Origin of the sequence: Pantoea ananatis LMG 2665 (genome assembly GCF_000710035.2) — a bacterium.
GTDB lineage: Bacteria > Pseudomonadota > Gammaproteobacteria > Enterobacterales > Enterobacteriaceae > Pantoea > Pantoea ananatis.
Genome location: NZ_JMJJ01000007.1, coordinates 15,060 through 30,728 on the forward strand (window position 1 = coordinate 15,060; position 15,669 = coordinate 30,728).

Annotated in this window: 28 protein-coding genes; 1 reads left to right on the forward strand and 27 read right to left on the reverse strand. The window is 51.2% G+C overall.

Annotated elements, in window-relative coordinates; genetic code table 11:
- Positions 1–3: 3 nt before the first annotated feature.
- From rpmD to rpsJ, 20 genes are all read right to left on the reverse strand, one after another.
- Complete coding sequence (gene rpmD / locus EL29_RS16280) at positions 4–183, reverse strand: 50S ribosomal protein L30 (protein ID WP_013027462.1); 180 nt, start codon at positions 181–183, stop codon at positions 4–6.
- 5 nt (positions 184–188) lie between these two features.
- The gene (gene rpsE, locus EL29_RS16285) at positions 189–689 is read right to left on the reverse strand and encodes a 30S ribosomal protein S5 (RefSeq protein WP_006120595.1); all 501 of its coding nucleotides are present in this window, start codon (positions 687–689) and stop codon (positions 189–191) included.
- 14 nt (positions 690–703) lie between these two features.
- Positions 704–1,057, reverse strand: coding sequence for a 50S ribosomal protein L18 (gene rplR / locus EL29_RS16290; protein WP_013027463.1), 354 nt, complete (start codon positions 1,055–1,057; stop codon positions 704–706).
- 9 nt (positions 1,058–1,066) lie between these two features.
- Positions 1,067–1,600, reverse strand: a complete 534-nt coding sequence (gene rplF, locus EL29_RS16295) for a 50S ribosomal protein L6 (RefSeq protein ID WP_013027464.1) — start codon at positions 1,598–1,600, stop codon at positions 1,067–1,069.
- Positions 1,601–1,613: 13 nt separating this feature from the next.
- Positions 1,614–2,006, reverse strand: coding sequence for a 30S ribosomal protein S8 (rpsH, locus tag EL29_RS16300; protein WP_013027465.1), 393 nt, complete (start codon positions 2,004–2,006; stop codon positions 1,614–1,616).
- Positions 2,007–2,038: 32 nt separating this feature from the next.
- Positions 2,039–2,344: a 30S ribosomal protein S14 gene (gene rpsN / locus EL29_RS16305; protein ID WP_006120592.1), complete on the reverse strand. Its 306-nt coding sequence runs from the start codon at positions 2,342–2,344 to the stop codon at positions 2,039–2,041.
- Between the two features lie 14 nt (positions 2,345–2,358).
- On the reverse strand, positions 2,359–2,898 hold the full coding sequence (gene rplE / locus EL29_RS16310) for a 50S ribosomal protein L5 (protein WP_006120591.1): 540 nt from the start codon (positions 2,896–2,898) through the stop codon (positions 2,359–2,361).
- A 14-nt stretch (positions 2,899–2,912) separates the two neighbouring features.
- Positions 2,913–3,227: a 50S ribosomal protein L24 gene (gene rplX / locus EL29_RS16315; protein WP_003850150.1), complete on the reverse strand. Its 315-nt coding sequence runs from the start codon at positions 3,225–3,227 to the stop codon at positions 2,913–2,915.
- 10 nt (positions 3,228–3,237) lie between these two features.
- Positions 3,238–3,609, reverse strand: coding sequence for a 50S ribosomal protein L14 (gene rplN, locus EL29_RS16320; protein WP_006120590.1), 372 nt, complete (start codon positions 3,607–3,609; stop codon positions 3,238–3,240).
- Positions 3,610–3,777: 168 nt separating this feature from the next.
- On the reverse strand, positions 3,778–4,032 hold the full coding sequence (gene rpsQ / locus EL29_RS16325) for a 30S ribosomal protein S17 (RefSeq protein ID WP_006120589.1): 255 nt from the start codon (positions 4,030–4,032) through the stop codon (positions 3,778–3,780).
- Positions 4,032–4,223 carry a 50S ribosomal protein L29 gene (gene rpmC, locus EL29_RS16330; protein ID WP_006120588.1) on the reverse strand — a complete coding sequence of 64 codons (192 nt, stop codon included), beginning with the start codon at positions 4,221–4,223 and terminating at the stop codon, positions 4,032–4,034. The genes rpsQ and rpmC overlap by 1 nt, the downstream gene beginning before the upstream one ends.
- Complete coding sequence (rplP, locus tag EL29_RS16335) at positions 4,223–4,633, reverse strand: 50S ribosomal protein L16 (RefSeq protein ID WP_002438716.1); 411 nt, start codon at positions 4,631–4,633, stop codon at positions 4,223–4,225. Before rplP ends, rpmC begins: the two co-directional genes overlap by 1 nt.
- Before the next feature lie 11 nt (positions 4,634–4,644).
- The gene (gene rpsC / locus EL29_RS16340) at positions 4,645–5,343 is read right to left on the reverse strand and encodes a 30S ribosomal protein S3 (RefSeq protein ID WP_006120587.1); all 699 of its coding nucleotides are present in this window, start codon (positions 5,341–5,343) and stop codon (positions 4,645–4,647) included.
- Between the two features lie 17 nt (positions 5,344–5,360).
- Positions 5,361–5,693 carry a 50S ribosomal protein L22 gene (gene rplV, locus EL29_RS16345; protein WP_002919773.1) on the reverse strand — a complete coding sequence of 111 codons (333 nt, stop codon included), beginning with the start codon at positions 5,691–5,693 and terminating at the stop codon, positions 5,361–5,363.
- A 13-nt stretch (positions 5,694–5,706) separates the two neighbouring features.
- Complete coding sequence (rpsS, locus tag EL29_RS16350) at positions 5,707–5,985, reverse strand: 30S ribosomal protein S19 (protein WP_001138115.1); 279 nt, start codon at positions 5,983–5,985, stop codon at positions 5,707–5,709.
- Between the two features lie 16 nt (positions 5,986–6,001).
- Complete coding sequence (gene rplB, locus EL29_RS16355; protein WP_006120586.1) at positions 6,002–6,823, reverse strand: 50S ribosomal protein L2; 822 nt, start codon at positions 6,821–6,823, stop codon at positions 6,002–6,004.
- 17 nt (positions 6,824–6,840) lie between these two features.
- Entirely contained in the window at positions 6,841–7,143 is a 303-nt protein-coding gene (gene rplW / locus EL29_RS16360) for a 50S ribosomal protein L23 (protein WP_006120585.1), read from the reverse strand.
- Positions 7,140–7,745, reverse strand: a complete 606-nt coding sequence (gene rplD / locus EL29_RS16365; RefSeq protein WP_006120584.1) for a 50S ribosomal protein L4 — start codon at positions 7,743–7,745, stop codon at positions 7,140–7,142. Before rplD ends, rplW begins: the two co-directional genes overlap by 4 nt.
- A gap of 10 nt (positions 7,746–7,755) precedes the next feature.
- Entirely contained in the window at positions 7,756–8,385 is a 630-nt protein-coding gene (rplC, locus tag EL29_RS16370) for a 50S ribosomal protein L3 (protein ID WP_013027467.1), read from the reverse strand.
- A gap of 32 nt (positions 8,386–8,417) precedes the next feature.
- Positions 8,418–8,729 carry a 30S ribosomal protein S10 gene (rpsJ, locus tag EL29_RS16375; RefSeq protein ID WP_006120582.1) on the reverse strand — a complete coding sequence of 104 codons (312 nt, stop codon included), beginning with the start codon at positions 8,727–8,729 and terminating at the stop codon, positions 8,418–8,420.
- Positions 8,730–9,129: 400 nt separating this feature from the next.
- Here rpsJ and EL29_RS16380 point away from each other — a divergent pair, with 400 nt between their 5' ends.
- Positions 9,130–9,903, forward strand: a complete 774-nt coding sequence (locus tag EL29_RS16380) for a prepilin peptidase (RefSeq protein ID WP_028715863.1) — start codon at positions 9,130–9,132, stop codon at positions 9,901–9,903.
- Here EL29_RS16380 and bfr read toward each other — a convergent pair.
- From bfr to tusB, 7 genes are all read right to left on the reverse strand, one after another.
- A complete protein-coding gene (gene bfr, locus EL29_RS16385; RefSeq protein ID WP_014604871.1) occupies positions 9,890–10,363 on the reverse strand; it encodes a bacterioferritin in 474 nt (157 codons plus the stop codon). The genes EL29_RS16380 and bfr overlap by 14 nt on opposite strands.
- A 106-nt stretch (positions 10,364–10,469) precedes the next feature.
- Entirely contained in the window at positions 10,470–10,664 is a 195-nt protein-coding gene (bfd, locus tag EL29_RS16390; RefSeq protein WP_013027470.1) for a bacterioferritin-associated ferredoxin, read from the reverse strand.
- A gap of 179 nt (positions 10,665–10,843) precedes the next feature.
- Positions 10,844–12,028, reverse strand: a complete 1,185-nt coding sequence (gene tuf, locus EL29_RS16395; RefSeq protein ID WP_013027471.1) for an elongation factor Tu — start codon at positions 12,026–12,028, stop codon at positions 10,844–10,846.
- Between the two features lie 68 nt (positions 12,029–12,096).
- The gene (gene fusA / locus EL29_RS16400; protein WP_013027472.1) at positions 12,097–14,211 is read right to left on the reverse strand and encodes an elongation factor G; all 2,115 of its coding nucleotides are present in this window, start codon (positions 14,209–14,211) and stop codon (positions 12,097–12,099) included.
- Positions 14,212–14,304: 93 nt separating this feature from the next.
- Positions 14,305–14,775, reverse strand: coding sequence for a 30S ribosomal protein S7 (gene rpsG / locus EL29_RS16405; RefSeq protein WP_006120576.1), 471 nt, complete (start codon positions 14,773–14,775; stop codon positions 14,305–14,307).
- A gap of 96 nt (positions 14,776–14,871) precedes the next feature.
- On the reverse strand, positions 14,872–15,246 hold the full coding sequence (gene rpsL / locus EL29_RS16410) for a 30S ribosomal protein S12 (protein WP_006120575.1): 375 nt from the start codon (positions 15,244–15,246) through the stop codon (positions 14,872–14,874).
- Between the two features lie 128 nt (positions 15,247–15,374).
- Positions 15,375–15,662 carry a sulfurtransferase complex subunit TusB gene (gene tusB / locus EL29_RS16415; RefSeq protein ID WP_013027473.1) on the reverse strand — a complete coding sequence of 96 codons (288 nt, stop codon included), beginning with the start codon at positions 15,660–15,662 and terminating at the stop codon, positions 15,375–15,377.
- Between the last annotated feature and the right edge of the window lie 7 nt (positions 15,663–15,669).

A 15,669-nucleotide genomic window follows, 5' to 3' on the forward strand; every position in this document is an offset into this window, starting at 1 on the left:
CTCTTACTCCTCCACTTTAACCATGTAGGAAACCGCGTTGACCATACCGCGTACAGCTGGCGTATCTTCACGCTCTACGGTATGACCAATACGACGCAGACCCAGGCCAACCAGAGTGGCTTTATGCTTAGGCAAGCGGCCGATTGAACTACGGGTTTGGGTGATTTTAATAGTGTTAGCCATCGTGATTACCCCAGAATTTCTTCAACGGATTTACCACGCTTAGCAGCGACCATTTCCGGAGACTTCATATTGCCCAGACCGTCAATAGTTGCACGAACCACGTTAATCGGGTTGGTGGAACCATAGGCTTTTGCCAGAACGTTATGTACTCCAGCGACTTCCAGAACGGCGCGCATTGCACCACCGGCGATGATACCGGTACCTTCTGAAGCCGGCTGCATGAACACACGGGACCCAGTGTGCGCACCTTTAACAGGGTGCTGCAGGGTGCCGTTGATCAGCGCGACATTAACCATATTGCGACGGGCTTTCTCCATCGCTTTCTGGATCGCTGCTGGAACTTCACGCGCTTTACCGTAACCAAAACCAACGCGGCCGTTACCATCACCCACTACAGTCAGTGCGGTGAAGGAGAAAATACGACCACCTTTTACAGTTTTAGATACACGGTTTACCGCGATCAGTTTTTCCTGCAGTTCGCCAGCTTGTTTCTCGATGTGTGCCATCTTAGACCTCTACCTTAGAACTGAAGGCCAGCTTCACGGGCAGCATCTGCCAGTGCCTGGACGCGACCATGATATTGGAAACCGGAACGGTCGAAAGAAACACCAGTGATGCCTTTTTCGATTGCGCGTTCTGCAATAGCTTTACCTACAGCAGCTGCGGCTTCTTTATTACCGGTAAACTTCAGTTGTTCAGTGATAGCTTTTTCTACAGTAGAAGCAGCAACCAGAACTTCGGAACCGTTCGGGGCGATTACCTGTGCGTAAATGTGACGCGGGGTACGATGTACCACCAGGCGAGTAGCACCCAGCTCTTTGAGCTTGCGACGTGCACGGGTCGCACGACGGATACGAGCAGATTTCTTATCCATAGTGTTACCTTACTTCTTCTTAGCCTCTTTGGTACGCACGACTTCGTCGGCGTAACGGACACCCTTGCCTTTATAAGGCTCAGGACGACGGTAGGCGCGCAAGTCAGCTGCAACCTGGCCGATCACCTGCTTATCAGCGCCTTTCAGCACGATTTCAGTCTGAGTCGGACACTCTGCAGTGATACCCGCGGGCAGCTGGTGATCAACTGGATGAGAAAAGCCCAGAGACAGGTTAACTACGTTGCCTTTTACGGCAGCACGATAACCAACACCAACCAGCTGCAGCTTCTTAGTGAAGCCTTCGGTAACACCGATAACCATTGCGTTCAGCAGCGCGCGAGAAGTACCCGCCTGCGCCCAGCCGTCAACGAAACCTTCGCGCGGAGCGAAAGTCAGAGCGTTGTCAGCATGCTTAACTTCAACAGCATCATTGATAGTACGAGTCAGCTCGCCGTTTTTACCTTTAATCGAAATTACCTGACCGTTGAGTTTTACCTCTACGCCGGCAGGAATAACGACAGGTGCTTTAGCAACACGAGACATTTTATTCCTCCGATTACGCTACGTAGCAGATAATTTCGCCACCAAGACCAGCCTGGCGCGCTGCACGATCAGTCATGACACCTTTCGATGTAGAAATGACAGCGATACCCATACCAGCCATTACCTTTGGCAGCTCATCTTTTTTCTTATAGATGCGCAGGCCGGGACGGCTTACTCGCTGAATGCTTTCTACAACAGCTTTACCCTGGAAATACTTAAGAGTCAGTTCCAGTTCCAGCTTGATGTCGCCTTCGATTTTAAAATCTTCAATAAAGCCTTCTTCCTTCAGCACGTTGGCAATTGCCAATTTCAGCTTGGAGGAGGGCATGGTGACCGCAACTTTGTTCGCGGCCTGACCGTTACGGATACGGGTCAGCATATCCGCGATCGGATCTTGCATGCTCATCTGTGTTACTCCCGTGATTCAATTGGTGACAATTACCAGCTAGCCTTTTTCAGACCCGGGATTTCACCGCGCATTGCGGCTTCACGGACCTTGATACGGCTCAACCCAAACTTCCGCAGGAAACCGTGCGGACGACCTGTTTGACGGCAGCGGTTACGCTGACGTGAAGGGCTGGAATCACGCGGCAGACTCTGCAGCTTGAGAACGGCATCCCAACGGTCTTCGTCGGAAGCGTTCACATCAGAAATGATCGCTTTCAGTTCAGCGCGTTTTGCGAAGAATTTGTCTGCTAATTTCACACGCTTAACTTCGCGTGCTTTCATAGATTGCTTAGCCATTAAGTAACCCTACCTTACTTACGGAACGGGAAGTCAAAGGCAGCCAGCAGAGCACGGCCTTCATCATCAGATTTCGCAGTAGTGGTAATGGTAATATCCAAACCACGAACGCGATCGACTTTGTCGTAGTCGATTTCTGGGAAGATGATCTGCTCACGTACACCCATGCTGTAGTTGCCACGACCATCGAATGACTTAGCGGACAAGCCACGGAAGTCACGGATACGCGGTACAGCAATGGTGATCAGACGCTCAAAGAACTCCCACATGCGTTCGCCACGCAGAGTTACTTTACAGCCGATCGGATAGCCCTGACGGATTTTGAAGCCTGCAACTGATTTGCGTGCTTTGGTGATCAACGGTTTTTGACCGGAGATTGCTGCCAGGTCAGCTGCTGCGTTATCCAGCAGTTTCTTGTCAGCGATCGCTTCACCAACACCCATGTTCAGGGTGATCTTCTCGACCCGAGGGACTTGCATGACAGAATTGTAGCCGAACTCACTCATGAGTTTCTGGACTACCTCGTCTTTGTAGTAATCATGCAGTTTCGCCATCGTACTACTCCAAATTACTTGATAGTTTCGCTATTAGACTTGAAGAAACGGACTTTTTTGCCGTCTTCGAATCTAAAGCCTACACGGTCAGCCTTACCGGTTGCCGCATTGAAGAGAGCAACGTTAGAAACCTGAATAGCAGCTTCTTTTTCAACGATGCCGCCTGGTTGGTTCAGAGCCGGAACAGGCTTCTGATGTTTCTTAACCAGGTTGATACCTTCAACGATGACCTTGCCAGAAGACAGGACGTTCTTAACTTTACCGCGCTTACCTTTATCTTTACCGGTTAACACGATAACTTCGTCGTTACGACGGATTTTAGCTGCCATTGTTCGCTCCTTAGAGTACTTCTGGTGCCAGAGAGATAATTTTCATGAACTTTTCAGTACGAAGTTCACGAGTTACCGGCCCAAAAATACGCGTACCGATAGGCTGCTCACTGTTATTGTTTAAAATAACGCATGCATTACCATCGAAGCGAATGACAGAACCGTCCGGGCGACGAACACCCTTCCTGGTGCGCACCACTACCGCCTTCAGGACATCACCTTTTTTAACTTTACCACGTGGAATTGCTTCCTTGATGGTAACTTTAATGATGTCGCCGACGCCTGCGTAGCGACGGTGCGAGCCACCCAGAACCTTGATACACATTACGCGACGTGCACCGGAGTTGTCGGCGACGTTCAGCATAGTCTGTTCTTGGATCATTTCAGTGCTCCGCTAATGTCAACTACTACTTCGGGACCTAGACCTCAGGTCGATTGAAAGCCCCATAATTGAGGGCGCGGCATTATAACACCGGTTCTCGCAGATGGGTAGAAAAAATGAACGGCTCTTGCGAGCCGTTCATTCGATTTTTAAAGAGGGCAGATTCTATTACAGAATTGCTTTCTCTACAACGCGAACCAGAGTCCAGGACTTAGTCTTGGACAGTGGACGGCATTCGCGGATTTCTACCACGTCACCGATTCCACATTCGTTGTTCTCGTCATGGATGTGCAGCTTAGTCGTACGCTTAATGAATTTTCCATAGATTGGATGCTTCACGAAACGCTCGATAGCAACAACCGCAGATTTCTGCATTTTGTCACTAACGACACGACCCTGCAGAGTACGGATTTTATCGGTCATTACGAACCCGCCTTCTCAGTCAGTAAAGTCTTAACGCGCGCAACATCACGGCGAACCTGCTTCAGCAGATGAGACTGCTGCAGTTGGCCAGATGCTGCCTGCATGCGCAGGTTAAATTGCTCACGCAGCAGATTAAGCAGCTCAGTGTTCAGCTCTTCAACGCTTTTTTCACGCAGCTCTGTTGCTTTCATTACATCACCGTCTTAGTTACAAAGGTGGTTTTGATAGGCAGTTTTGCTGCTGCCAGCTTGAATGCTTCACGGGCCAGCTCTTCTGGTACGCCGTCCATTTCATACAGGACTTTACCAGGCTGGATCAGGGCAACCCAATACTCGACGTTACCCTTACCTTTACCCATACGCACTTCCAGCGGCTTCTCGGTGATCGGTTTGTCCGGGAATACACGGATCCAGATCTTACCTTGACGCTTAACTGCACGGGTCATAGCACGACGTGCTGCTTCGATCTGACGGGCAGTCAGACGACCACGGCCAACAGCTTTCAGACCGAAAGTCCCGAAGCTAACATCCGTACCCTGCGCCAGACCACGGTTGCGGCCTTTGTGCACTTTACGGAATTTTGTACGCTTTGGTTGTAACATAGCGACTCTCCTTACTTACGGCCTTTACGCTGCTGCTTTTTAGGTTGAGCAGCCGGTTCCGGTTGTTCAACAGCAGCCATACCACCCAGGATCTCGCCTTTGAAGATCCATACCTTAACGCCGATTACACCATAAGTGGTGTGCGCTTCAGAGGTGTTGTAGTCAATGTCAGCACGCAGAGTGTGCAACGGCACGCGACCTTCACGATACCATTCGGTACGTGCGATCTCGGCGCCGCCCAGACGGCCGCTAACTTCAACTTTAATACCCTTCGCGCCCAGACGCATGGCGTTCTGAACCGCACGCTTCATAGCACGACGGAACATCACGCGACGCTCCAGCTGTGAAGTGATGCTGTCAGCAACCAGTTTAGCGTCCAGTTCCGGTTTACGGACTTCGGCGATATTGATCTGTGCAGGTACGCCAGCGATTTTCGCCACGACCGTGCGCAGTTTTTCTACGTCTTCACCTTTCTTACCGATCACGATGCCAGGACGAGCGGTGTGAATGGTCACACGGATGCTCTTAGCCGGACGCTCGATAACGATACGAGATACAGACGCCTTAGCCAGTTCCTTAGTCAGGTACTGACGTACTTTAAAGTCGCTGTCCAGGTTGTCAGCGAATTCTTTGGTGTTCGCAAACCAGGTAGAGTTCCATGGTTTTACAATACCCAGGCGAATACCATTAGGATGTACTTTCTGACCCATTGCTAGTCTCCAGAGTCTCAGCGATCGGACACAACCACAGTAATGTGGCTGGTGCGCTTCAGGATGCGATCTGCACGACCTTTTGCACGCGGCATAATGCGCTTCATGCTTGGGCCTTCGTCGACGAAAATTTTCGCGACTTTCAGATCGTCGATATCAGCGCCATCGTTGTGTTCAGCGTTAGCAATGGCAGATTCCAGAACTTTCTTGACCAGTACAGCCGCTTTTTTGTTGGTGTAGGTCAAAATGTCCAGTGCCTGCGACACTTTCTTACCGCGGATCAGGTCAGCAACAAGGCGAACCTTCTGAGCAGAAGAACGAGCGTGGCGATGTTGAGCTAAAGTTTCCATCTCTTCCTCCTACTTATTTCTTCTTGGCTTTTTTATCAGCCGCGTGACCGCGATAAGTACGTGTCGGCGCGAATTCACCCAGTTTGTGACCAACCATTTCGTCGGAAACAAAGACAGGAACGTGCTGACGACCATTATGGACAGCGATGGTCAAACCGATCATGTTAGGAAAGATCGTTGAACGACGGGACCAAGTGCGCAAAGGCTTCTTGTCACCGCTTTCCACCGCTTTCTCTACCTTCTTCAGCAAGTGCAGGTCAATAAAAGGACCTTTCTTGAGAGAACGTGGCATGGCTTATCCTCTAATATTATTTGCTACGGCGACGTACGATAAACTTATCGGTACGCTTGTTGCTACGGGTCTTCTTACCTTTGGTCTGAACGCCCCACGGGGTTACCGGGTGCTTACCAAAGTTACGACCTTCACCACCACCGTGCGGGTGATCTACTGGGTTCATCGCGGTACCACGAACGGTCGGACGAACACCACGCCAACGGGTTGCACCGGCTTTACCCAGAACGCGCAGCATATGCTCAGCGTTACCGACTTCGCCCAGTGTTGCGCGGCAGTCAGCTTCGACTTTACGCATTTCACCTGAACGCAGACGCAGGGTAACGTAGGAACCTTCACGCGCAACGATCTGCACGTAAGCACCGGCTGAGCGAGCAATCTGACCGCCTTTGCCTGGTTTCATTTCTACGTTGTGAACGGTAGAACCCACCGGGATGTTACGCATCGGCAGTGTGTTACCTGCTTTGATCGCAGCATCAACGCCAGACTGAATCTGGTCGCCGGCTTTCAGGCCTTTAGGGGCCAGGATGTAACGGCGTTCGCCGTCTTTGTACAGAACCAGTGCGATGTTCGCAGAGCGGTTCGGATCGTACTCAAGACGTTCAACGGTTGCCGGGATACCATCTTTGTTGCGTTTGAAATCAACCAGACGGTAAGCCTGCTTATGACCACCACCGATGTGACGGGTAGTGATGCGACCGTTGTTGTTGCGGCCACCGGATTTGCTGTTTTTTTCCAGCAATGGAGCAAACGGCTTGCCCTTGTGCAACTCTGGGTTCACCACTTTAACGACGTGGCGACGACCCGGAGATGTCGGTTTACATTTAACAACTGCCATTGTCTTTCTCCTCCGACTTACTCAGCGCCGCCGACGAAGTCCAGATTCTGGCCTTCCTTCAGGGTGACGTAAGCTTTTTTCCAGTCGCTACGACGACCGATACGCTGTCCGTGACGCTTAACCTTACCTTTAACAACCAGGGTGTTTACGTCTTTAACTTCTACTTCGAACAGCTTCTCAACAGCAGCAACGATCTCTGCTTTAGTCGCGTCTTTAGCTACTTTGAGTACGATGGTGTTGGTTTTTTCCATCGCGCTAGATGCCTTTTCAGATACGTGCGGCGCGCGCAGTACTTTCAGCAGACGTTCTTCACGGATCATGCCAGCATCTCCTCAACTTGCTTAACTGCATCAGCAGTCATAACGACTTTGTCGAAGGCGATCAGGCTAACTGGATCGATACCCGCTGCATCACGCACGTCAACCTTGTACAGGTTACGCGCAGCCAGGAACAGATTCTCATCCAGTTCACCGGTGATGATCAGCACGTCTTCCAGCGCCATGTCTTTCAGCTTCTGCGCCAGCAACTTGGTTTTCGGTGCTTCAACAGAGAACTGCTCGACGACGATCAGACGATCTTGACGTACCAGTTCGGACAGGATGCTTTTCAGCGCGCCGCGGTACATCTTTTTATTAACTTTTTGACTGTGGTCTTGTGGCTTCGCAGCAAAGGTCACGCCACCTGAACGCCAGATCGGGCTCTTTACAGAACCTGAACGCGCACGGCCGGTGCCTTTCTGACGCCAAGGCTTTTTGCCTGAACCGGTTACTTCAGCGCGAGTTTTCTGCGCGCGAGTACCCTGGCGGGCGCCTGATGCGTAAGCAACAACAACCTGGTGAACCAGCGCTTCGTTGAAATCACGACCGAAGGTAGTTTCGGAAACAGTCAGCGCGCTCTGCGCGTCTTTCAATACTAATTCCATTGCTATCCCCTTACGCCTTCACAGCTGGTTTAACGATCAGGTCGCTACCGGTAGCACCGGGAACTGCACCTTTAACCAGCAGCAGGTTGCGCTCAGCGTCAACACGTACTACGTCCAGGCTCTGAACAGTTACGCGCTCATTACCCAGCTGACCTGCCATTTTCTTGCCTTTGAACACTTTGCCCGGAGTCTGGTTCTGACCGATAGAACCCGGAACGCGGTGAGACAAGGAGTTACCGTGGGTAGCGTCCTGGGTACGGAAGTTCCAGCGCTTAACGGTACCTGCGAAACCTTTACCTTTAGAGGTGCCAGTTACGTCTACTTTTTTAACGTCAGCGAAAATTTCAACGCTGATGCTCTGACCTACGGCATACTCATCACCTTCAACGGTGCGGAATTCCCACAGGCCACGGCCAGCTTCTACGCCAGCTTTAGCAAAATGACCAGCTTCAGGTTTGGTCACACGGTTTGCTTTTTTAGCACCGGTGGTAACCTGAATTGCCTGGTAACCATCGTTTTCCAGGCCTTTGACCTGAGTAACGCGGTTCGCTTCAACTTCGATTACGGTTACTGGGATAGAAACGCCATCTTCAGTGAAGATGCGGGTCATACCCACTTTTTTACCGACTAAACCAATCATTGTTTCAACCTCTCAATCGCTCGATGACCTGATTAACCCAGGCTGATCTGCACGTCAACACCGGCAGCCAGGTCCAGACGCATCAGAGCATCAACGGTTTTCTCAGTTGGCTCAACGATGTCTACCAGACGCTTGTGAGTGCGAATTTCGTACTGATCACGCGCGTCTTTGTTAACGTGCGGGGAGATCAGAACGGTAAAGCGCTCTTTGCGGGTTGGCAGCGGGATCGGACCACGGACCTGCGCACCAGTGCGCTTGGCAGTCTCGACGATTTCCGCGGTTGATTGATCGATCAGACGATGATCAAACGCTTTAAGACGGATACGGATTCTTTGGTTCGACATGAGACCAAGGCTCCAAACATTTTATAGACGAAAAAAATTACTACTCGAACCCATTACGATTGATGGGAGAGTGTAATCGTTCAGCATATAACTCCACAGTTGGGAGTATTGTCAGACGGCCCAACATTCTGCCGTCTGCGATTCAGCTCGAATCGCGCCTACCAATATCGGTAGGCCCGCGCATTATACGTATATTTGCTCAGGAAGCAACCCATGTCAGGAATTTGCCGGTGAAAAGTGGAAACTGATGTGCTGGCACAGCCCGCACAAAATGATGAATAAGAGATGTAAAGCCGCAATTTCTCTGTGAGGGGCGCTCCACTCTGCTCATCTTGCCCGCGACGTCAGATGGGCCTTCCGCCAGGCTGAGGCGACATGTCAGTTCATTTGAGGCAATGCGGTGCTTATCATCCTGTTCACTGTCACTGCGCTTGGCGCCGCTCTGGGTAGCACTCTTGCCCTGGCCTGCCAACGTTACTCGCCCACGGCGTCACCGTCCGACTGGTTCCGCGCGCTGTGGACGCCACCTTCGCGATGCATGCTGTGCCGGGCCCCCATCCTGTGGCGCGATAAAATCCCCTTAATCAGCTGGCTGTGTCTTCAGGGGCGCTGTCGTGCCTGTCGCCAGGCTATCGGCGTGCTGCCCCTGCTGTTTGAGCTGACGGGCGCCCTGCTTTGCCTGATGCTGGTGATCGTGTTTAACGCGTGCCCCCTCACCGCAGCATTTATTCTGGTGGCGTCCTGCCTGCTTCTGTTACTTGCGGTTATTGACCAGCGCCACTTCCTGCTGCCGGATGTGCTGACGGGCGCTTTACTCTGGCTGGGACTGTCGCGCTTCTTTTTCGCTGCGCCGCTCTCCGTCACCTCGGCAGTCGGTGGTGCCGTCGCAGGTTACGGTTCACTCTGGCTACTGGCCTGGCTGTATCGTCAGATAAAGCATCAAGAGGGATTGGGTAACGGCGATATCAAACTCTTTGCCGCACTGGGCATATGGTGTGGTTGGCAGGCTCTGCCGTGGATTGCCTTGATAGCCAGTGTGTCAGCCCTGCTTGCCTTTGCGGTCAGGGCTATCATCCACAAGCGCTTGTATATGAACAGCCCGCTTCCTTTTGGCCCTTTTCTGGCCGCCGCGGGCTGGGGAATGATCGTCCTGCAAAGCCTCATTCGTCTCTGATTTGCGCCTGAAGATAGTTTTGAATGCCCATTTTTTTGATCAGATCGAGTTCGGTCTCGATCCAGTCGATATGGTGCTCTTCGTCCGCAAGGATTTCGATCATCATATCCCGACTGACGTAGTCATGAATTTTGTCGGCATACGCGATCGCTTCGCGCAGATCTTTTGCGCCTTCAAGTTCAAGGTTAAGATCGGACTGCAGCATCTCTTCCACATCCTCTCCGACCCTGAGTCGTCCCAGATCCTGCAGATTTGGAATGCCCTCAAGAAACAGAATGCGTTCAATGTATTTGTCCGCATGCTTCATTTCATCAATGGATTCGTGGTACTCAACGTCATTAAGACGCATCAGCCCCCAGTTTTTGAACATCCGCGCATGGAGAAAATACTGATTAATCGCAACCAGTTCATTCCCTAACAGTTTATTGAGATGACTTATGATTTTCGCATCGCCCTTCATTTCACGTCCTCCGCTCATGTTTATTTGAGCGTAGATGCGGTTAAAAAGAAGTCAAAAAAACGCGATGAAAACTGTGGGTATTATCATGTCCCAGGAAAGAAAGCGCTCAGGCGATCTCTTTATACTGCGGAACCTGCTGCATCTCTTCATCCATGATTTCACGGGCGACACGAATGCACTTACCGCATTGCTTACCCACGGGTACGATTTGGCGAAGCTGCTGAATAGATTTCGGCTGGTAGCGGCGCACGACTTCACGGAGGGTCTTATCACTAATGGCATTACACAGACAGACGTACATTTCTTCATCACTCAGTCTATTTCGTGCACACAGTGTAAATGCGAATCGTTTTTATTTCAAACCTACCCTTTGTAGGGAAAACGTTCAGGTAGCCTGTTTAAGCCCAAAAAAAAGAGAGCACCTAAGTGCCCTCTTCTGTCTTGCTGTGACCGCTTACGCGGCCACATCAGATATCACAATTAAGCGATAACTTTAGCAACAACACCCGCGCCAACGGTACGGCCACCTTCGCGGATTGCGAAGCGCAGACCTTCGTCCATTGCGATTGGGTGAATCAGGGTAACAACCATTTTGATGTTGTCGCCTGGCATAACCATTTCAACGCCTTCTGGCAGCTCTACTGAACCGGTCACGTCTGTGGTACGGAAGTAGAACTGTGGACGGTAGCCCTTGAAGAACGGAGTATGGCGGCCACCTTCGTCTTTAGACAGAACGTAAACTTCTGACTCGAACTTGGTGTGTGGCTTGATTGAGCCTGGCTTCGCCAGAACCTGACCACGCTGGATGTCTTCACGCTTGATACCGCGCAGCAGAACACCACAGTTTTCGCCTGCCTGACCCTGGTCCAGCAGTTTGCGGAACATTTCAACACCGGTACAGGTTGATTTCGCGGTATCTTTGATACCAACGATTTCAACTTCGTCGCCGACTTTAACGATACCGCGCTCTACACGACCGGTTACAACAGTACCACGGCCAGAGATTGAGAATACGTCTTCGATTGGCAGCAGGAATGGCATATCGATTGCACGTACTGGATCCGGGATGTAGTTATCCAGGTGACCAGCCAGCTCAACGATCTTCTCTTCCCACTCTGGGTTGCCTTCCAGCGCTTTCAGGGCTGAACCGCGAACGATTGGTGTATCGTCGCCCGGGAAGTCGTACTGTGACAGCAGGTCACGAACTTCCATCTCAACCAGTTCCAGCAGCTCTTCGTCATCAACCATGTCACACTTGTTCAGGAACACGATGATGTAAGGAACGCCTACCTGACGACCCAGCAGGATGTGCTCACGGGTCTGCGGCATTGGGCCGTCAGTCGCAGCAACAACCAGGATCGCGCCGTCCATCTGCGCAGCACCGGTGATCATGTTTTTCACATAGTCGGCGTGGCCTGGGCAGTCAACGTGCGCATAGTGGCGAGACGGGGTTTCATACTCAACGTGTGCCGTGTTGATGGTGATACCACGTGCTTTTTCTTCCGGGGTGCTGTCGATCTGATCGAACGCACGTGCCTGGCCGCCGTTGGTTTTAGCCAGAACGGTGGTGATCGCTGCAGTCAGGGTGGTTTTACCGTGGTCAACGTGACCGATGGTGCCCACGTTTACGTGCAGTTTGTTACGTTGAAATTGCTCTTTCGCCATGGCGATATTCCTTACGTTATGCCTTCATCACTCTGGATGAAGGCATCAGTTCAAATTTAAACCGTAGCTTATTTGCTACGAGCTTCAATAACGGCCTGCGCAACGTTGCTCGGTGCGTCGTCATACTTCAGGAACTCCATGGAGTACGAAGCACGACCTTTGGTCAGAGAGCGCAGCTGAGTTGCATATCCGAACATTTCAGACAGCGGAACTTCAGCGTGGATCTGAACGCCAGTAGCGTTAGATTCTTGCCCTTTGAGCATACCACGACGACGGCTAAGGTCACCGATTACGTCACCGGTGTTCTCTTCTGGGGTTTCAACTTCAACCTTCATGATAGGCTCAAGCAGAACAGGCTGCGCTTTCTTAAAGCCATCTTTAAAGGCAATAGACGCGGCCAGTTTAAACGCCAGTTCAGAGGAGTCAACGTCATGGTAAGAACCGAAGTGCAGACGAACACCCAGATCCACAACCGGATAACCTGCCAGTGGGCCTGATTTCAACTGCTCCTGGATACCTTTATCAACGGCCGGGATGAATTCACCAGGAATTACACCACCTTTGATATCGTTGACAAATTCGTAACCTTTCGGGTTAACGCCCGGCTCCAGTGGGTACATGTCGATAACAACATGACCGTACTGACCACGACCACCAGACTGCTTGGCGTGTTTACCTTCGATACCGGTGACTTTAGAGCGAATGGCTTCACGGTAAGCAACCTGTGGTTTACCCACGTTCGCTTCAACGTTGAATTCACGCTTCATACGGTCAACGATGATATCGAGGTGAAGTTCACCCATACCAGCGATGATAGTCTGGTTAGACTCTTCGTCAGTCCATACGCGGAATGACGGGTCTTCTTTCGCCAGACGACCCAGAGCCAGACCCATTTTTTCCTGGTCAGCTTTGGTTTTCGGCTCAACGGCGATAGAAATTACCGGCTCTGGGAATTCCATGCGCTCAAGGATGATGACGTTATCTGGGTCACACAGGGTGTCACCTGTCGTCACGTCCTTCAGGCCGATCGCTGCTGCGATATCGCCCGCACGAACTTCTTTGATTTCTTCACGCTTGTTGGCGTGCATCTGAACGATACGGCCCAGACGCTCACGGTTTGACTTAACCGGGTTGAATACGGTATCACCCGTGTTAACCACACCAGAGTAAACGCGGAAGAAGGTCAGGTTACCTACAAACGGGTCGGTAGCGATTTTAAACGCCAGCGCAGCAAACGGCTCTTTGTCATCGGAATGACGCTCAGCCGGTGTGTCTTTACCGTCGTCCAGGATACCGTTGATCGCGGTAACGTCAGTCGGTGCTGGCAGGTATTCAACAACCGCATCCAGCATCGCCTGAACACCTTTGTTCTTAAATGCAGAACCACAGGTCACCAGGATGATTTCGTTTTTCAGAACGCGCTTACGCAGAGAAGTTTTGATCTCTTCTTCTGTCAGCTCTTCACCGCCGAAGAATTTCTCCATCAGCTCGTCAGAACCTTCAGCTGCGGCTTCAACCAGTTTCGCACGCCATTCTTCAGCCAGTTCCTGCATGTTGGCTGGAATGTCTTCGTAAACGAAGGTCACGCCCTGGTCTTCATCGTTCCAGTTGATCGCTTTCATTTTCACCAGGTCAACAACACCGGTGAAGCTGTCTTCTGCGCCGATAGCCAGCTGAAGTGGGACTGGGTTTGCACCCAGACGCGCTTTCATCTGGTCAACAACTTTCAGGAAGTTAGCACCCATGCGGTCCATTTTGTTAACGAACGCGATGCGTGGAACTTTATATTTGTTAGCCTGGCGCCATACGGTTTCAGACTGTGGCTGAACACCACCAACTGCACAGTAAACCATAACTGCGCCATCAAGCACACGCATAGAACGCTCAACTTCGATGGTGAAGTCAACGTGTCCCGGGGTGTCGATGATGTTTACGTGGTGTGGTTCAAACTGCTTAGCCATACCAGACCAGTAGCAGGTGGTCGCAGCTGACGTGATGGTAATACCACGTTCCTGCTCCTGCTCCATCCAGTCCATGGTTGCTGCGCCGTCATGAACTTCACCGATTTTGTGGTTTACACCGGTGTAGAACAGAACACGTTCGGTAGTTGTAGTCTTACCGGCGTCGATGTGCGCACTGATACCAATGTTACGGTAGCGCTCAATGGGTGTTTTACGAGCCATTTGATTCCTCTGATTCTTAGACGTTCTAAGTTAATAAAGCCCAGCAGGTAAGCCACTGGGACGCCCGCTGGGTTAATAACACCTACGCAGCTGTTACCAGCGGTAGTGAGCGAACGCCTTGTTGGCTTCAGCCATACGGTGAACGTCTTCACGTTTCTTCACTGCAGTACCTTTGTTTTCTGCAGCATCAGAAAGTTCGTTCGCCAGGCGTAAAGCCATAGATTTATCACCGCGTTTACGAGCAGCTTCTACGATCCAACGCATTGCCAGGGCATTACGACGAACCGGACGGACTTCAACTGGAACCTGGTAGGTTGAACCACCAACGCGACGTGACTTAACTTCGACAGTCGGACGTACGTTTTCGAGAGCAACCTCGAACGCTTCCAGGCCATCTTTACCAGCACGTTGAGCCAGGGTCTCAAGCGCGGTATAGACGATAGATTCGGCAGTAGATTTTTTACCATCTACCATCAGGATGTTTACAAATTTAGCCAGCAGCTCTGATCCGAACTTAGGATCCGGCAGAATTTTACGCTGACCAATGACGCGACGACGTGGCATGGAAATACTCCGTTGTTAATTCAGGATTGTCCAAAACTCTACGAGTTTAGTTTGACATTTAAGTTAAAACGTTTGGCCTTACTTAACGGAGAACCATTAAGCCTTTGGCTTCTTCACGCCGTACTTGGAGCGTGACTGCTTACGGTCTTTAACACCTGAGCAGTCCAGCGCGCCACGAACGGTGTGGTAACGCACACCTGGCAGGTCTTTAACACGACCGCCACGGATCAGGATCACGGAGTGTTCCTGCAGGTTATGACCTTCACCGCCGATGTAGGAGGTGACTTCAAAACCGTTAGTCAAACGCACACGGCAAACTTTACGCAGTGCTGAGTTTGGTTTTTTAGGAGTGGTGGTGTACACACGAGTACAAACACCACGTTTCTGCGGGCAAGCTTCCAGCGCCGGCACGTTGCTCTTTGCAACTTTGCGGACGCGTGGTTTGCGAACCAGCTGGTTAACTGTTGCCATTAAATAGCTCCTGGGATTTAGCTTTTTGCTTCGTAAACACGTAATAAATCACCTCGTAGAATTACGAGGAGGCAGAATTTTAGGGCTGTGTCAAAAGGGTGTCAAGAAATAACCAGGGGGTTAACGAATTACCAGGCCATTTGTTGTCGATGTTTTACCGTTAACGCAACGAAGAAAGTATAGTCTACTGGCTGCACAATGGGGGAAATTTGCTCGCCCAGCCCGCGTGCATTCAGGTCCGCTTCCAACGCCCACACGTTTACCCCACTGGCGCTCAGTTTTTCCAACGCCTTACTGCCCTGCATCGCAGCCAGCACGCCGTCCTGCAGCAATAACAGGTCGTCGTCCGGGCTGAGGAGCAAAGACAGCGAATCGATATCACTGTAGGCCGGAGAATGAAATAAAGTATGCAGCATTACACGC